The sequence below is a fragment of the Ruegeria sp. AB5 genome (assembly GCF_056542645.1).
Map to the genome: position 1 here is coordinate 15882 of NZ_JBQGAE010000001.1, position 16808 is coordinate 32689.

Here is a 16808-nt window from a genome sequence, read left to right on the forward strand (position 1 = left end):
GCTACGAAGTTCAGAGGAAGATTAACTAGTCGCCAGCCGTAGGTACCGCGCTTACATTGTACGAGGAAAGGGCACTGTTGATAGAGCCACCAAGTTCTTCGTTGCCATTTGCCAGAGTGACATAAATTGCACCTGAAAGACCTATGACTGCAGCAGACATCACTACCCAATCAACCGTTACAGCCCCGGCTTCGTCGCTTAAAATATGTCTAATGTAATGTTTCATGCTTTACCTTTGGGGTCTCGATAAACTTTCACGGCCTGGATTTGACGGGCGTGCCGATCAGCTATTGTCTTTCAAAATTGATACTTCCTGTGCGTGGCGCAATTGAGGCGTCAACTTGCCAAGTTCGCCTAAATTTCTAGTTTTTTTGACTAATACAAGGGTAAGCGCCAAGTTTTTTATTCGCCAATTTCGTTTGAGGGGGGTAAGTTGAAATGCCGCCGCTTTTCAAATGAAAAGCCACGCCCAAAAGGGCGCGGCTCGATCCAAATTGATTGGATTTGGAAAGTCTTAGCGTTCATACACTCAACTTAAGGAGTGGTATTACCAGTACCAGCGGTACCACCAGTACCACCAGCGCCTGGCAGAGTGATTGTTGCGCCGCTCAGTGCAGTGTTCACGTCGCCTGCCAGATCGCTGGCACCGCTTTCAATCTGGTTGTATGCAACGGCGGCCAGGCCGATGACTGCTGCGGTCAGAACGACCCAGTCAACTGTTACTGCGCCGTCTTCGTCTTTGCGGAAGTTCTTGATGAACTTGATCATGTTACGTCCCTCCTAAAGGATCTAAAAAAGTCTTCTAAACCTCGGCGTCTTCCAGAGCTTTCTCTCTCAGTCCGCTCCCGATCGTCTCGGTATGGCACTATGTTTGCCTGTTGTGCGTGGCAGGAATTGGGCCAAACGGCGATTTTTTTTCTGTACACTTAACTTTTTGGTCACGAATTCCGTAACACATTGAAAAATAACGTAAATAAATCAAACCAACCGATCCGCTCTACGCCTTGGCGATGCAAATTTACGGCAAATGAGGCAAAATTGCCCCATTTCGCTTTGTTTTTCTGGTCTTGCGGGAAGATTCGGGTTTCAAATCTCCTAAAACGAAAACAAGAGGCAGGCAAAATGTATCTCCGGGACGCACTTAAATGCGCCGGCGTATTGGCGTTTCTCACATGCGCACCAGAAACAGTGCAGTCCGAGGCATTGGAGCCACGCGGCGTGTATAAACGGATCAAGGCCCCTCAGCCGGGTCAGCGCCCCCGCATTACCATCCAGATATCTCCGGAAGAGCATGCTGCGCGCCCCTTTGCGCCCAGCACCGGCACAGAATTGGTGGTGCCAGAAATCATTGCCAGAACCAAGGTACCCCCGGCGAATGCGCCCGAACTCGCCGCCAAGGCACCGCCGAAAGGCGCGCACACGGCGTTTTGGGACAAAGTATCGCCGGAGCTTACGCAAGCTGGTCCAGGGCGCCTGGAGGCTGCAATCAATGCTTTGGCCGCGACCAGTGTCTCGACCCCGCGTTTACAAACCCTGCAGGGTATCGTTGAGGATCAGGGGCGGGAAATCCTGCGCTCGACAATTGGCACCAATGTCTCACCCGCCCTGGTTCTGGCTGTTATCTCGGTTGAATCCGCCGGGCGTTCGAATGCGGTCAGTTCAGCGGGTGCGCAAGGATTGATGCAGCTTATGCCTGCAACGGCCGAGCGATTTGGGGTGCAGGATAGTTTCCAGCCGTCCCAGAATATTTCGGGCGGGGTAAAATACCTCGACTGGCTAATGGGAGAGTTTGGCAATGACCCCATTCTGGTTCTGGCTGGCTACAATGCCGGAGAAGGCGCAGTGCGCAAGCACAGCGGCGTACCACCTTACGCCGAGACGAGGGACTACGTGCCCAAGGTCCTGGCTGCTTTTCAGGTCGCGCGCGCGCTTTGTGCGACGCCACCCGTATTCGTTTCAGACGGGTGCGTCTTCCAGACTCTGAACTGAACAGGGCCCGCCACGTAAGGCCGACCCTGCCAATCTCGGATCAGTTGACGATCGTCGCCTCGGTCGCTGCGCGAATCTCATCTTCCGTGACGCCTTGCGCGATCTCGACGATTTTCAACCCGCCCTCAACCACGTCCAGTACGCCCAGATTGGTAATAATGCGGTTGACGACCTTCTTGCCAGTCAACGGGAGGGTGCATTTCTTCAGCAACTTGGACTTTCCGTGCTTGTTGGTGTGGTCCATGACAACGATCACGCGGCCCACACCGGCCACCAGGTCCATCGCGCCGCCCATGCCTTTGACCAGAACGCCGGGAATCATCCAGTTGGCAAGGTCGCCTTCTTCATCCACTTCCATCGCGCCCAGAACGGCGGCAGCAATCTTGCCGCCCCGGATCATGGCGAATGAGGTGGCACTGTCGAAATAGGCAGTGCGGGACAGTTCGGTGATCGTCTGCTTTCCGGCGTTGATCAGATCGGGGTCTTCTTCGCCTTCGAACGGGAAGGGGCCCATACCCAGCATCCCGTTTTCGGACTGCAATGTAATGTCCTTGTCACCCACGTAATTCGCCACCAAGGTCGGAATGCCGATCCCGAGGTTTACATACATGCCGTCTTCCAGTTCATCTGCCGCGCGTGCGGCCATCTGATTGCGGTCCCAAGGCATTATGCGTCTTCCTTCTTGCGGGTGGTGCGCTGTTCAATGCGCTTTTCGTGATCGCCCTGAATGATGCGATGCACATAAATACCGGGTAAGTGGATCGCATCCGGGTCAAGTGAGCCGCGCGGGACGATTTCTTCAACCTCGGCCACACAGATCTTGCCGCAGGTCGCAGCAGGCACGTTGAAGTTGCGCGCGGTCTTGCGGAAAATCAGGTTGCCGGTGTCATCTGCTTTCCAGGCCTTCACAATGGCCAGATCGGCAAAGATGCCTTCTTCCATGATATAGGTTTCGCCGTTGAAGTCCTTGTGCTCTTTGCCGTCGGCAATCACCGTGCCAACACCCGTCTTGGTATAGAAGCCAGGAATACCGGCGCCACCGGCGCGCATGCGCTCGGCCAGAGTGCCTTGCGGGTTGAACTCTAGCTCAAGCTCTCCGGCCAGGTACTGACGCATGAATTCCGCATTCTCGCCGACATATGAGCTGATCATCTTCTTGACCTGCTTGGTCTGCAGCAGGATGCCGATGCCGAAATCGTCAACGCCCGCGTTGTTCGAGGCAAAGGTCAGGTCTTGAGCGCCGGAGTCTTTGATTGCGTCCAGCAACAGTTCTGGGATGCCGCACAGGCCGAAACCACCTGCGGCGATCATCATGCCATCCGTCAACACCCCGTCGAGCGCTTCGGTGGCATTGGCATAGATTTTCTTCATGGAAAACTCCCCCAATGACATGGTGATGGGCCGGTTTTGCCGACACGCCAAGGGGAAGTCAACGAAAGGGTAGGGGGCTGGTATTTCTACCTAAAGACAAAAGCCCGGCGTAGCGCCGGGCCTTTCCGCTACTTTGTCGCGGCCTTTTTGGTTGTCTTCTTGGCCGCAGGTTTTTTCCTGGCTGCGGCTTTCTTTTTCGTCCCCGTCTTGGTGGCGCGTTCGTTGACCAGTTCGATGGCCATTTCCTGCGTCACATCTTCAGGTTTGATGTCCTTGGGAATGGTGGCGTTGACCTTTTCCCATTTTACATAAGGACCATAACGCCCGTCGAGAACCTGCATTGCGCCGCCATCAGGATGCGCGCCAAGTTCCTTCAAGGGTTTCGCGGCGGCGCGGCGTCCACGCCCAGGGTTGGCACGCTTTTCCGCCAGCAGTTCAACGGCGCGGTTCATGCCGATTTCGAACACATCGTTGGGATCTTTGAGGTTGGCGTAGATCGGTTTCGCCTCATCCGGCAATTGGTGCATCAGGTAGGGGCCAAACCGCCCGAAATTCGAGCTGATCATGCCACCCTCGGGGTGTTCGCCGATCTGGCGGGGCAGGGACAGCAAGGTCAGCGCTTTTTCCAGGTCCATGTCGTCCTTGCTCCACCCGCGAGGCAGGGACGCGCGTGGAGGTTTCTTGTTCTCAGGCGTGGGTTCCCCTCGCTGAACGTAAGGTCCAAAACGACCTGACTTCAGCCAAATCTCATCGCCCGCGTCCTCGCCCAGCAGCCGTTCGTCGCCTTCCGCGCCTTCCCCGGCGATGGGGCGGGTATAGGTACATTCGGGATAGTTGCCGCACCCAACGAAACCGCCGGTGCGAGAGGTTTTCAGATGCAGTTGCCCAACACCGCATTTCGGGCAGATACGCGGATCAGACCCATCCTCGCGGGGCGGATAGAGTTGTGGGGCCAGTGCCTCGTCCAGCTTGTCCAGCACTTCGGAGATACGTAGCTCGGACGTTTCCCCAATTGCAGCCGAGAAATCGCGCCAGAACTTGCCCAGCAAGTCCTTGTAGTCACGACCTCCGGCGCTGACGTCGTCCAGCTCCTCTTCCAGATTGGCCGTGAATTCATAGCCGACATACTGCCGGAAGAAATTCAGCAGGAAGATCGTCACGATCCGCCCCTTTTCTTCGGGAATCAGGCGATTTTTGTCTTTGCGCACATATTCGCGATCCTGAATCGTGGTCACGATCGAAGCATAGGTCGAGGGGCGCCCGATCCCAAGCTCTTCCATCCGTTTAACCAGCGTGGCCTCGGTATAGCGTGGCGGAGGTTGTGTGTGGTGTTGCAACGCCAGAACGGATTCGTTGTCAGACAGGATCGCAGCCTTGTCGTCTGCTTTCGCAAACTGATCCTTCAGCGAGGTCTTGGCAAAGGGCGCTGGATCGCCCTGCATGATCTGCGGCAGGCGCTTTTCGTCATCATCGGCCACGTCATCGCGGCCTTCCTCGTAGACACGCATGAACCCATCAAACAGAACCACCTGACCTGTCGCACGCAGGCCGACCTGACCATCATCGCTGCCGATCTCAACTGTGGTCCGTTCCAACCGGGCCGCGGCCATCTGACAGGCGATGGTGCGCTTCCAGATCAGATCATAAAGCTTGCGCTGATCCTCATCGGTCACTTTCAGCGCCTTGGCATCGCGCGACATGTCAGTGGGGCGAATACACTCATGCGCTTCCTGCGCATTCTTCGCCTTGTTCTTATACATGCGCGGGCTGTCGGGCACGTATTCGCTGCCATAACGTTCGGCGATGGCGTCGCGGGCCGCAGCCACGGCTTCGGATGCCATGTCGATGCCGTCGGTACGCATATATGTGATGTAGCCGGCCTCATAGAGACGCTGCGCCACTTGCATCGCGTGGCGGGCACCCATGCCGAACTTGCGGCTGGCCTCTTGCTGTAGGGTCGACGTCATGAAGGGTGCGCTGGGATTGCGCGCAGCTGGCTTAGCCTCGACCGAGGCCACGCTGAGCGCACGGCTGGTGATCGCTTGAACCGCCAATTCAGCCTGCGTCACGTTGGCCAGATCATGCTTGTCCAGCTTTTTCCCAGCTAAAGTGACCAGCCGTGCCTCGTAGGTTTGACCGCGCGGCGTCTCGAACAGAGCCCTGACCGACCAATATTCCACTGGCTTAAAAGCTTCAATTTCCATTTCGCGTTCGACGATCAGGCGCAGGCAAACCGATTGCACCCGGCCCGCGGATTTCGCGCCGGGCAGTTTGCGCCAGAGAACCGGAGACAGGTTGAACCCAACCAGATAGTCCAGCGCCCGGCGGGCCAAATACGCTTCGACCAGGGGCATATCGACCTGACGCGGGTTCTGCATCGCTTGGGTTACGGCCTCTTTGGTGATCGCGTTAAAAGTCACCCGGCTGACCGGGGTATCCTTCTTGATCGAGCGGCGTTTGGTCAGTGCTTCCTGCAGGTGCCAACTGATCGCCTCGCCCTCACGATCAGGGTCGGTGGCGAGGATCAGGGCGTTGTCTTCCTTGAGTGCGTCGGCAATGGCTTTGACATGCTTGCGGCTGTCGTTGCCAACTTCCCATTTCATGGAAAATTCTTGGTCCGGATCGACCGATCCGTCCTTCGGAGGCAGGTCCCGCACATGGCCGTATGAGGCCAGAACCGTGTAGTCCGGGCCAAGGTATTTATTGATCGTTTTTGCTTTGGCCGGAGATTCTACAACAACTACGGGCATTTATGGGGAATCCTCGCTCGACGGACTTTGCGCTTTGTATGGCCGTGCAAAATGTGTGCGGCAAGATCGAATTGTCAATGCGTTCCTTTGAACAAACGGTTCGAGGGCGAAACATGCCCACATTTGCGCCGGCACTGTCTGGGTCAACTGGCCAAAGAAAGCAGTCCACCGGGTTGGCGTTGTATCCGCCCATCCAATTCCAGATCAACCAACACCGGGCCGATTTCACCTGCCGAGGCCGCGATATCACGGATCAATTGATCTTCTGCAATGGGGGACGGGCCAAGACGCATCAAAATCTCATTCTGTAGCGCTTTGGGTTGCGCAATTTGTGCAAAGTGAGTGGAGGTGGGTTCTGGGGGATCCATCGCATCCTGTTGTTGCAAAGGTAGCGCGTCGATCACATCTTCTGCCGACCGCACCAAGGTTGCACCGTCTCGGATCAGAAGGTTGCAACCTGCCGCGCGCGCATCAAAAGGGTGGCCGGGAACAGCCAACACCTCGCGCCCCTGATCCAAGGCATCCCGGGCGGTGATCAGACTGCCCGATTTTGCGGCCGCTTCGACGACGATGACGGCCTGCGCCAGCCCAGAGATTATCCGGTTGCGACGGGGGAAATGCCGTGCTTGCGGTGTCACACCGATTGGCTGTTCCGAAAGCCGAAGGCCTTTTTCGCTGATGCTGCGCGCCAGATCTGCATTTTCGGCTGGGTAGATCACGTCCACGCCCCCGGCCATCACGGCAATGGTTCCGGTCTCGACCGAAGCCAGATGCGCGGATGTATCAATGCCGCGTGCCAGCCCCGACACGATGACAAACCCCTGTCCACCAAGCTCCTTTGCCAGCCCACGTGCCATACGAGCCCCCAGGGATGAGCAATTCCGGGCACCGACCAATGCAATCGCTGTGCGCTGCAAGACAGACGTGTCGCCTATGGCCCATAACATCGGCGGCGCATCAGTGAGGTCATGCAATGCTGCCGGGAAATCCGCGGACCCAAGGCACAAAAGTCGCGCTTTGGCGGCTTTTGCGGCCTTGAGTTCCGCCTCGATCACACCGGGGGGGCAGATTTCATACCCTTCTATTCCGGCAGCGCGTGCCATTTCAGGCAGCGCGGCCAGCGCGTTCTGCGCCGAGCCATGTTCACGCAGAAGCCGACGAAACGTTGCCGGTCCAACCTTGCGCGAACGCAACAGACGGAGCCAGGAAAACCGGTCCTCTTCCGTGGTGGGTGGGAGTGGGGGGTGATTGGAAGAAAGCTGCTCTTCGGTCATCCGATGCTCCGCCTGATTGCAGAACTGGTTTACGGGTGTCGGGGTTAACAGCCTGTAAATCTTGGAAAATTAGAGGAAATCTTTTTGCGTTTCAGAAACTTGAACCCAACTAACACTTTGATTTTGATATGAAAAATTTTCCTCCAAAATGCGACTTTGCGAACTGACGCCTTCAGGGCAAGCGCAGAAAAAAGGCGCAGCGTTAACCCTGCGCCTTTCGATTTTTGACGATTCCGACTCAGGCGGCCGAGCCTCCTACTGTCAGCCCGTCCATGAGAACGGTCGGCTGGCCGACGCCCACAGGCACCCATTGACCGTCCTTGCCGCAGGTTCCCATCCCCGGGTCCAGTGCCATGTCGTTGCCCAGCCCCCGGATACGCTTTAGCGCGGACGGCCCATCCCCGATCAGCGTTGCACCCTTGACCGGAGCACCTATCCTGCCGTTCTCAACCCGATAGGCCTCGGTGCATGAGAAAACGAACTTGCCGTTGGTGATGTCGACCTGGCCGCCACCAAACCCTACGGCCCAGATGCCGTCCTTGATGTCTGCAACCAAAGATGCAGGATCGGCATCGCCACTCAGCATCACGGTATTGGTCATCCTTGGCATCGGCTTGTGCGCATAGCTCTGCCGCCGTCCGTTGCCGGTGGGGGCGACGCCCATCAGGCGCGCGTTCTGACGGTCCTGCATGTACCCCGTTAGAATGCCGTCCTCGATCAGTACCGTGCGTGAACTGGGTGTGCCCTCGTCATCCACAGTGATCGAGCCCCGGCGGTCTGCAATCGTACCGTCATCCACCACGGTCACGCCTTTCGAGGCAATCTGTGTGCCCAAAAGACCGGCAAAAGCCGAGCTGCCTTTGCGATTGAAATCGCCCTCCAGCCCGTGGCCGATGGCTTCATGCAACAAGATACCGGGCCATCCGGGGCCGAGTGCGACCTCCATAATACCAGCAGGGGCCGGGACGGCCTTGAGGTTGACAAGCGCAATCCGCAGCGCCTCTCGGGCTTTGTCCTGCCAATCGCCGGGATCAATCAATCCACTCAGACCCACGCGGCCGCCGCCACCAGCCGATCCGCTTTCGCGTCGGCCATCCTGTTCGACAATGACCGATATGTTTAGGCGGGTCATGGGGCGTACATCGCGGACCAAAACACCATCGGGACGCAGAATTTCCACTTCCTGAACCGCAGCGGTGATCGATGCGCTGACCTGCACGACCCGAGGGTCCAGATCACGGGCAAAGGCGTCTATCTCTCGCAGGGTTTCGACTTTGACCGGGAAACCAGCAGTCTCGATCGGATCTTCATCCGTATATAGGCGTTTGTTGGTTGGCATGGGTGCCTCGGCCAAGGTGCCACCGCCATCCCCAACGGCCAGTCGCGCCGTCTCGGATGCGCGCTTGAGCGCCGGGATGGAGACCTCGGTGGAATGCGCATATCCGGCGACCTCGCCCTGCACAGCGCGCAGGCCAAACCCTTCGGATGCGTCGTACGAAGCAGTCTTCAGACGCCCGTCGTCAAAGACCAGAGACTCGGATTTTCGCCGTTCTACAAACAGCTCTCCGTCCTCGGCTCCGGCGGTGGCTGCCTGCAGAATGGCCAGTGCTTCATCATGCGGCAGAGCGCTTTCAAACGGGCGAAACGGGGCTTGAGACATGGGTTGCGGCCTTTCCGGTTTGATCCAGATCAAAAATAGCGTCTGTTTGACGCAAGCATTTTGCTTTATCTACCCGCAGGAATATGGTTTTTAACGCGGCCAAAGACAACGGGTGAGGTGTGACCGATTCACACCTTTTCGCCAGGGACGCAAAGATCAAACGATCAGGACAGAACATGAAGAATGCTTTGATGCTTTCGGGGTTTATGACAGCCCTCTCCAGCCTTCCCGCCATGGCTCAGGAGCTTGAAATTATTGGTAAGCCGGTCGATGGCGGCCTGGGCTTTCAGCCCGCAGCCACAAGTCTGGCAGAAGGGATTCACCGACTGGACGCCATGATTCTGGTGATCATCACCGCGATCTGCGTTTTCGTTGCGGGCCTGCTGGTCTACTGCATCGTGCGCTACAACCGGCGCGCCAACCCCGAGCCCGCGCGATTCTCGCACTACACCCCGGTCGAGATTGCCTGGACCCTTGGTCCGATCCTGATTCTGGTTTTCATCGGGGCGTTCTCGCTGCCGGTTCTGTTCAAGCAGCAGGAAATTCCCGAAGGTGACGTCGTCATCAAGGTGGTGGGCAACCAGTGGTACTGGACCTATGAGTATGTCGATCATGATTTCGCGTTTGACAGCTATATGCTGGGCCACCCGGCGACCTTGGACGAAGGGTCTCGTCCCGCGGATGCCGACGTAAGTCCATTTGTTCTGGACGACGCGATGCGCGCAAAACTGGCGGATGCGGGTTACAGTGACGACGAATGGCTGCTGGCAACCGACACCGCTGTTGTCGTGCCGGTCGGCAAAGTCATCGTCATGCAGGTCACTGCGTCGGACGTGATCCACTCGTGGACCATCCCGTCCTTCGGCGTAAAGCAGGACGGTGTGCCTGGACGTCTGGCCGAACTGTGGTTCGAAGCGGATCGTGAAGGCATCTATTTTGGTCAGTGCTCGGAACTTTGCGGCAAGGACCATGCCTATATGCCGATCACCGTGAAAGTGGTCAGCGAAGAAGCCTATGAAGAATGGTTGAAAGGCGCGATCGACGAGTATGCAGGCCTGCCGCAAGGCTATCAGGTCGCATCGAATTGATCACACTCCAGGCGGCGCATGCTGCCTATGATGGAAAGCAAGCTGCGCGGGCAATCGCGCGGCTTTCGCCCCAGAAGGACCGGACATGACAGACGCAAGCATCAATGCCAGCTCAGCGCCCGCTACGTCATACGCGGACGAGGCCAGCTTTGGCGATTATTTCGCTCTGCTGAAGCCACGTGTGATGTCATTGGTCGTGTTCACGGCCCTGGTCGGATTGCTTGCGGCTCCGGTTGCTGTGCACCCTTTTGTGGGGTTCTGCGCCATCCTGTTCATCGCCATCGGCGGCGGAGCATCGGGGGCACTTAACATGTGGTGGGATGCCGATATCGACGCGGTGATGAAGCGCACCAAGCGCCGCCCGATCCCGTCGGGCAAGGTTGAGCGTGGCGAAGCACTGGCGCTGGGTCTTGGGCTGTCGGGCCTGTCGGTCATAATGCTGGGGCTCGCGACCAATTGGTTCGCGGGTGCCTTCCTTGCCTTTACGATCTTTTTCTATGTTGTCGTCTACACGATGTGGCTGAAACGGCTGACACCGCAAAACATCGTGATCGGTGGCGCGGCCGGAGCCTTCCCGCCGGTTATCGGATGGGTCGCTGCGACAGGGTCGATGTCGATCGAGCCCTGGTTGATGTTTGCTCTGACCTTTATGTGGACGCCCCCGCATTTCTGGGCACTGGCCCTGTTCATGCGGTCTGATTACGATGATGCGGGTGTACCGATGCTGACCGTCACCCATGGACGCCGGTCAACCCGCCGGCATATCCTGATCTATACGGTTTTGCTGGCTCTGTTGGCTGTGGGCACCGCATTCTCGGGCATTGGCGGTCCAGTCTACCTGACGGTTGCAGTTGTCATGAACGCGCTGTTCCTGCATGGCGCGTGGCAGATCGCGCGGCGGACAGAGGACGACTCGGAAGCTGACGACTTCAAGGTCGAGCGCAGCTTTTTCAAGCTCTCTCTGCTGTACCTGTTCCTGCATTTCGGCGCCATTCTGGCCGAAGCACTGTTGAAACCCTATGGCTTGGGGGGCTGGTCATGAGCCTGCGCAAAAGCCACGAATTGCACCAGCGCCGTTTTGGCCGCAATCTAGGCGTTGGCCTGACGCTGGCGGCGTTCATCGTGATCATTTTTGGCCTGACGGTCGTGAAAGTGTCGGGCACTGACTTTGGCATGGCGACTGAGGAGGTACAGAACTGATGGCATTGACGGGTCCGCAGAAGACAGTTGCGCAAACGGTGGGTGTGGTCATCCTGATGGGCAGTTTGGCCTGGGCGGCCGTGCCTTTCTATGACTGGTTCTGCCGCGTTACCGGATTTGGTGGCACAACCGGTGTGGCCGAAGAGGCCCCGGACGATATCCTGGACCGCGTCGTCACCGTGCGCTTTGACGCCTCAAAAGCCAAAGGCATGGCGTGGGAGTTCAAGCCCATCGAACGCGAAATGGACGTTCGCATCGGCGAAACCGGTCTGGCCTTCTACGAAGCCTACAACCCGACCGACCGGCCCATAGCCGGGCAGGCCTCCTACAACGTAGCGCCGTATTCGGCCGGAGGATATTTCCAGAAGATCGCCTGTTTCTGCTTTGAAGAGCAGGTGTTGCAACCGGGCGAGCGGGTTGAGATGCCCGTAAGCTTCTTCGTAGACCCGGAAATGGTTGAAGATCTGGAAGCCAAATATGTGCATACGATTACGCTGTCGTATACATTCTACGAAATCGACCTGCCCGAGGGCTTTGCCGCCCTTGAGACGCAGGCAGATACAAACACGAACTAACGCCTGTAGGTGAGGGACGCTGATGGCACACGCAAAAAACCATGATTATCACATTCTGGCCCCGTCGATCTGGCCACTGATCGGCGCGATTGGCGGCTTTGTGATGCTGTTCGGAGCCGTCCTTTGGATGCACGGTGTTACGCCGTGGATGTTCTGGGCCGGGCTTGTCGCAGTCCTTTACACCATGTTCGCGTGGTGGTCCGAAGTTGTGGTGGAAAGCCGTCAGGGCGATCACACGCCAGTTGTGCGCATCGGCCTGCGCTATGGCTTCATCCTGTTCGTGATGTCCGAGGTGATGTTCTTTTTCGCCTGGTTCTGGTCGTTCTTCAAACATCGCATGTACCCGATGTACGAATATGCTGGCACCGAATACATCCAGCCGAATATTCACGCAGTTGACCCGTTCCATCTGCCACTGATCAACACTCTGGTCCTGCTGCTGTCGGGCTGTGCAATCACCTGGGCGCACCATGCTCTGGTGCATGACAATGACCGCAAGGCCCTGATCAACGGTCTGGCCATTGGTATTGTTCTGGGTATTCTGTTCACCGCGCTGCAAGCTTATGAATACTATGAGTTGCTGGCCCATGAAGACTGGGTGTTTGGTGGCGATCAGTTCTATTCGAACTTCTTCATGGCAACGGGCTTTCACGGTGCGCATGTGATCATCGGAACCATCTTTCTGTCGGTCTGTCTGATCAGGGCACTGAAAGGAGATTTCACCCCCGAGAAGCATGTCGGTTTCGAAGCCGCAGCCTGGTACTGGCACTTTGTCGACGTTGTCTGGCTGTTCCTGTTTTTCGCTGTCTACATCTGGGGACAGGCACCGTTCCTGTAAATCCTGAGGGTGAACCCAATTGCAAAAGCCGCCCTTTTGGGCGGCTTTTTCTCTATCCGGGGCGCAAGATTGCGCCCCATACAATTGCGTGGTTGCAATTCGGGCCACACCCCCCTTAACAAGACGCCGGTTCCTGCAACGAGGTTTCTACCACCCATGCGCCGCATTGTGTTTCTACTGATCTTCGGGCTCGCCGGTCTGGCCATATTGCTGTCTCTGGGTCTCTGGCAGGTGCAGCGTCTGGCGTGGAAGCAGGGCGTCCTGGCCGACATAGAAACCCGCATCTCTGCCGAGCCGGTTTCCCTGCCGCAGCAGGTTTCCGAAGCAGGGGACAAATACCTGCCGGTCTCGGTATCGGGTGAGATGCAGCCCGGCGAGATTCACGTTCTGGTTTCGGTCAAACAGGTCGGGGCAGGGTATCGGATCATTCAACCGTTCCAGGTCAACGATCGCACCATATTGGTGGACCGGGGGTTTGTGCCAACGACCGCCAAACGCACCGAACGCCTGACCGGCCCGATGGAGGTCACTGGAAACCTGCACTGGCCTGACGAGATTGACAGCTATACGCCCGCGCCGGATATCGATGAAAACATCTGGTTTGCGCGCGATGTGCCGACACTCTCGGCTGCGCTGGGAACCGAACCTGTCTTGGTGATTGCCCGCTCGCAGACCGACCCGAATGTGACGCCTTTGCCAGTGGATACGGCGGGCATTCCAAATGATCACCTGCAATATGCAATCACCTGGTTTGGTCTTGCTTTGGTCTGGGCCGCGATGACCGTTTATTTCCTGTGGCGCAGTCGCGCCAATTCTGAGAGTGAAGCGCAATGAAATATGTCTCAACCCGTGGGCAGGCGCCCGAACTGAGTTTTGAAGAGGCGATGCTGACCGGGCTGGCCCGTGACGGCGGCCTGTATCTGCCTGCTGAAATCCCTGTGATGAGCCAGGATGAAATCGCCGCGTTGGCCGGTCTGCCGTATGAAGAGATCGCCTTTCGCGTGATGTGGCCCTATGTCAGTGGGTCCTTTGGCGAGGATGAGTTCAAGCAAATCATTGCCCGCGCCTATGCAGGCTTTGGCCATGACGCCCGCGCGCCGCTGAAGCAATTGAACGAGAACCATTTCCTGTTGGAACTGTTCCATGGGCCGACGCTGGCCTTCAAGGACTTTGCCATGCAGCTGATCGGTCAGTTGTTCCAGGTGGCGCTGAAACGGCGCAATGATCGGGTGACCATCGTGGGCGCGACCAGCGGCGATACAGGCTCGGCGGCCATTGAGGCGTTCCGGGGACTGGACGCGGTGGATGTGTTCATCCTGTACCCGCATGGCCGCGTGTCCGAGGTGCAGCGCCGTCAGATGACCACGCCTGCGGACAGCAATGTGCATGCCTTGGCAGTGGATGGCGATTTCGACGATTGCCAGGCCGCGCTGAAGGATATGTTCAACGATTTCGACTTCCGTGATGGGGTGAAACTGGCCGGGGTGAACTCGATCAACTTTGCACGCGTGCTGGCGCAGATCGTCTATTACTTCTCAGCAGCCGTCAGCCTGGGTGCGCCGCATCGCAAGGTGAGCTTTACGGTGCCCACCGGCAATTTCGGCGACATCTTCGCGGGCTATCTGGCCAAGCGTATGGGTCTGCCGATTGACCGGCTGTTGGTAGCGACCAACCAGAATGACATCCTGCACCGCTGCTTGTCGGGCGAGGGGTATTTCAAGGGCGATACGATCCCTTCGATCAGCCCGTCGATGGATATTCAGGTCAGCTCGAACTTTGAGCGCGCGCTCTACTATGCCTATGATGAGGATGGCAGCGCCGTCGCCCAGCTGATGGATGAGCTTAAGACGGGCGGTTTCAATATCAGCCAGGGCGCGATGGAAGCGCTGCGCGAAAGCTTTGACTCGGGCCGCGTGTCCGAAGAGGAAACGCTGGCGACGATCACCTCCACCCTGGCCCATAGCGCCGAACTGGTCTGTCCGCATACGGCCGTGGGCATCAAGGTGGCCGAAGATCACCGCGCCGCAGATGTGCCGATGATCACCTTGGCCACCGCGCATCCGGCGAAATTCCCGGCTGCGGTTGAGAAGGCGAGCGGCGAACATCCGCCTCTTCCCTCTCGCATGTCTGATCTGTATGAACGTCCGGAACGGGTGACCCGCATCGCCAATGATCTGGGCGCCCTCGAGGATCATATCAAAGGGCATATCGCCGAGTGACTGTCAGACAAGACCAACTGAAGAACGGATTCCGTATCGTCAGTGAACATATGCCGGGGCTGCAATCTGCCGCCATCGGCATCTGGGTGACCGCCGGTGGGCGGCATGAACGGATCGAACAGAATGGCATTGCCCATTTCCTGGAGCATATGGCGTTCAAGGGAACCGAGCGCCGTTCCGCGCTGCAAATCGCCGAAGCGATCGAGGATGTCGGCGGCTATATCAACGCCTATACCTCGCGCGAGGTGACGGCCTATTACGCGCGTGTTCTGAAAGACGATGTGGCGCTGGCGATGGATGTTATCGGCGACATCGTTCTGAACCCGGTTTTCGACCCGCGCGAGATCGAGGTCGAGCGCGGCGTGATCCTGCAGGAAATCGGTCAAGCCTATGACACGCCGGACGACGTGATCTTTGACTGGCTACAAGAGCAGAGCTATCATGATCAGCCCTTGGGCCGCACCATTCTGGGCCCATCCGAACGTGTCAGCGCATTCTCGCGCGAGGATCTGTCGGGTTTTGTGGCCGAACATTATGGGCCCGAACAGATGATCCTGTCGGCGGCTGGTGCGGTTGATCACGATGCACTGATGAAAATGGCCGAAGAGATGTTTGGCCATCTGAAGCCGCGCAAGGGGCTGATCCCCGAAGCGGCCCGGTTTACCGGTGGCGAGGCGCGGCAAGAGAAAGAGCTTGAACAGGCGCATTTCGCGCTGGCGCTGGAAAGCCCGGGCTATCGCGACGACGCGATCTATACCGCGCAGATATACTCGACCGCTTTGGGCGGGGGCATGTCCTCGCGCCTGTTCCAGGAAGTTCGGGAAACGCGCGGCCTTTGCTATACAATCTTTGCGCAGACCGGGGCCTATGCGGATACCGGCACGACGACGATTTATGCTGGCACCTCTGCGGATCAGGTTGCGGAACTCGCCACCATCACAATTGATGAGATGAAACGTGCCGCCGACGATATGAATGACGAAGAAGTGGCTCGGGCCCGTGCCCAGATGAAGGCCGGGATGCTGATGGGGTTGGAAAGCCCCTCGAACCGCGCTGAACGGTTGGCACGTCTGGTGCAGATTTGGGGCCGGGTGCCCTCTCTTGAGGATACTGTGGCAAAAATTGATGCGGTTTGCACCGAGGACGTCCGCGCCTTTGCCGAAGAGATGGCCGTAAAAGCCCCGGCGGCGCTGGCATTGTACGGCCCGGTCTCGGGTGCACCTTCGCTGGCAACGTTGCAGGAGAGGCGCGCGGCGTGATGCTTCTGGGTCGACGCAAGCTGAAACTCGAAACCGAGCGCCTCAGTTTGCGGCCCCCCGTGCATTCCGATTTCAACGACTGGGCGGCGCTGCGGCGCGCGTCAAAAGAATATCTGACCCCGTGGGAGCCGATCTGGGCCAAGGACCATCTGAGCCGCAAGTCCTTTACCAATCGGGTCTATTGGGCGCAGCGTTCCGTTGCCAGCGGTACCGCGATTCCGCTGTTTTTGTTCCGCCGATCCGACGACGTCCTGCTGGGCGCGATCACCCTGGACAACGTGCGCCGAGGCCCGGCGCAGGCGGGAACGCTGGGGTACTGGACCGGACAGGCGTTCGCGCGCAATGGCTATATGCGCGAGGCCATTGGCGCAGTCGTTCATTATGCCTTCACCCGATTGGACCTGAGCCGGGTTGAGGCCGCCTGCCTGCCGGAAAACGCCGCCTCGCGCGGGTTGCTGGAAAGTTCGGGTTTCAAATACGAAGGCGTGGCGCAATCCTATTTGCAGATCAACGGGCGGTGGCGGACGCATGTTCTGTACGCCAGCTTGCGGTCAGACCGGCGCGGTAAGACCGACGCGGGGTAGG

17 protein-coding genes are annotated in these 16808 nt (G+C 58.0%); 10 read left to right on the plus strand and 7 right to left on the minus strand.

Annotation, left to right across the window (positions count from 1 at the left end):
* Window positions 1-25: 25 nt before the first annotated feature.
* Window positions 26-226 carry a hypothetical protein gene (locus tag ACR0L4_RS00075; RefSeq protein ID WP_480509654.1) on the minus strand — a complete coding sequence of 67 codons (201 nt, stop codon included), beginning with the start codon at window positions 224-226 and terminating at the stop codon, window positions 26-28.
* A gap of 308 nt (window positions 227-534) precedes the next feature.
* Window positions 535-768, minus strand: a complete 234-nt coding sequence (locus ACR0L4_RS00080) for a Flp family type IVb pilin (protein WP_480509656.1) — start codon at window positions 766-768, stop codon at window positions 535-537.
* A gap of 354 nt (window positions 769-1122) precedes the next feature.
* On the opposite strand from ACR0L4_RS00080, the gene ACR0L4_RS00085 reads away from it, so the two are divergent.
* Window positions 1123-1989, plus strand: coding sequence for a lytic transglycosylase domain-containing protein (locus ACR0L4_RS00085; RefSeq protein ID WP_170753248.1), 867 nt, complete (start codon window positions 1123-1125; stop codon window positions 1987-1989).
* A gap of 40 nt (window positions 1990-2029) precedes the next feature.
* Here ACR0L4_RS00085 and ACR0L4_RS00090 read toward each other — a convergent pair whose 3' ends face one another.
* The 5 genes from ACR0L4_RS00090 to tldD form a co-directional block, all read right to left on the minus strand.
* Window positions 2030-2656: a 3-oxoacid CoA-transferase subunit B gene (locus ACR0L4_RS00090; protein ID WP_170753245.1), complete on the minus strand. Its 627-nt coding sequence runs from the start codon at window positions 2654-2656 to the stop codon at window positions 2030-2032.
* The gene (locus ACR0L4_RS00095; protein ID WP_170753243.1) at window positions 2656-3360 is read right to left on the minus strand and encodes a CoA transferase subunit A; all 705 of its coding nucleotides are present in this window, start codon (window positions 3358-3360) and stop codon (window positions 2656-2658) included. Before ACR0L4_RS00095 ends, ACR0L4_RS00090 begins: the two co-directional genes overlap by 1 nt.
* Before the next feature lie 128 nt (window positions 3361-3488).
* On the minus strand, window positions 3489-6110 hold the full coding sequence (gene topA, locus ACR0L4_RS00100; RefSeq protein WP_480509659.1) for a type I DNA topoisomerase: 2622 nt from the start codon (window positions 6108-6110) through the stop codon (window positions 3489-3491).
* A 143-nt stretch (window positions 6111-6253) separates the two neighbouring features.
* Window positions 6254-7384, minus strand: a complete 1131-nt coding sequence (gene dprA / locus ACR0L4_RS00105; RefSeq protein ID WP_480509661.1) for a DNA-processing protein DprA — start codon at window positions 7382-7384, stop codon at window positions 6254-6256.
* A 238-nt stretch (window positions 7385-7622) separates the two neighbouring features.
* Window positions 7623-9044 carry a metalloprotease TldD gene (tldD, locus tag ACR0L4_RS00110; protein WP_480509663.1) on the minus strand — a complete coding sequence of 474 codons (1422 nt, stop codon included), beginning with the start codon at window positions 9042-9044 and terminating at the stop codon, window positions 7623-7625.
* A gap of 176 nt (window positions 9045-9220) precedes the next feature.
* On the opposite strand from tldD, the gene coxB reads away from it, so the two are divergent.
* From coxB to ACR0L4_RS00155, 9 genes are all read left to right on the plus strand, one after another.
* Complete coding sequence (gene coxB / locus ACR0L4_RS00115) at window positions 9221-10132, plus strand: cytochrome c oxidase subunit II (RefSeq protein ID WP_480509665.1); 912 nt, start codon at window positions 9221-9223, stop codon at window positions 10130-10132.
* Window positions 10133-10217: 85 nt separating this feature from the next.
* On the plus strand, window positions 10218-11174 hold the full coding sequence (cyoE, locus tag ACR0L4_RS00120) for a heme o synthase (RefSeq protein WP_480509667.1): 957 nt from the start codon (window positions 10218-10220) through the stop codon (window positions 11172-11174).
* Window positions 11171-11332: a hypothetical protein gene (locus tag ACR0L4_RS00125; RefSeq protein ID WP_170632917.1), complete on the plus strand. Its 162-nt coding sequence runs from the start codon at window positions 11171-11173 to the stop codon at window positions 11330-11332. Before cyoE ends, ACR0L4_RS00125 begins: the two co-directional genes overlap by 4 nt.
* Window positions 11332-11907 carry a cytochrome c oxidase assembly protein gene (locus ACR0L4_RS00130; RefSeq protein ID WP_480509669.1) on the plus strand — a complete coding sequence of 192 codons (576 nt, stop codon included), beginning with the start codon at window positions 11332-11334 and terminating at the stop codon, window positions 11905-11907. Before ACR0L4_RS00125 ends, ACR0L4_RS00130 begins: the two co-directional genes overlap by 1 nt.
* A 22-nt stretch (window positions 11908-11929) precedes the next feature.
* Window positions 11930-12745, plus strand: coding sequence for a cytochrome c oxidase subunit 3 (locus tag ACR0L4_RS00135; RefSeq protein WP_480509671.1), 816 nt, complete (start codon window positions 11930-11932; stop codon window positions 12743-12745).
* 156 nt (window positions 12746-12901) lie between these two features.
* Window positions 12902-13579: an SURF1 family protein gene (locus ACR0L4_RS00140; protein WP_480509673.1), complete on the plus strand. Its 678-nt coding sequence runs from the start codon at window positions 12902-12904 to the stop codon at window positions 13577-13579.
* On the plus strand, window positions 13576-14964 hold the full coding sequence (gene thrC / locus ACR0L4_RS00145) for a threonine synthase (RefSeq protein WP_480509675.1): 1389 nt from the start codon (window positions 13576-13578) through the stop codon (window positions 14962-14964). Before ACR0L4_RS00140 ends, thrC begins: the two co-directional genes overlap by 4 nt.
* Window positions 14961-16223, plus strand: a complete 1263-nt coding sequence (locus ACR0L4_RS00150; protein ID WP_480509677.1) for a M16 family metallopeptidase — start codon at window positions 14961-14963, stop codon at window positions 16221-16223. Before thrC ends, ACR0L4_RS00150 begins: the two co-directional genes overlap by 4 nt.
* Window positions 16223-16807: a GNAT family N-acetyltransferase gene (locus ACR0L4_RS00155; RefSeq protein ID WP_170753294.1), complete on the plus strand. Its 585-nt coding sequence runs from the start codon at window positions 16223-16225 to the stop codon at window positions 16805-16807. Before ACR0L4_RS00150 ends, ACR0L4_RS00155 begins: the two co-directional genes overlap by 1 nt.
* Window position 16808: the final 1 nt, after the last annotated feature.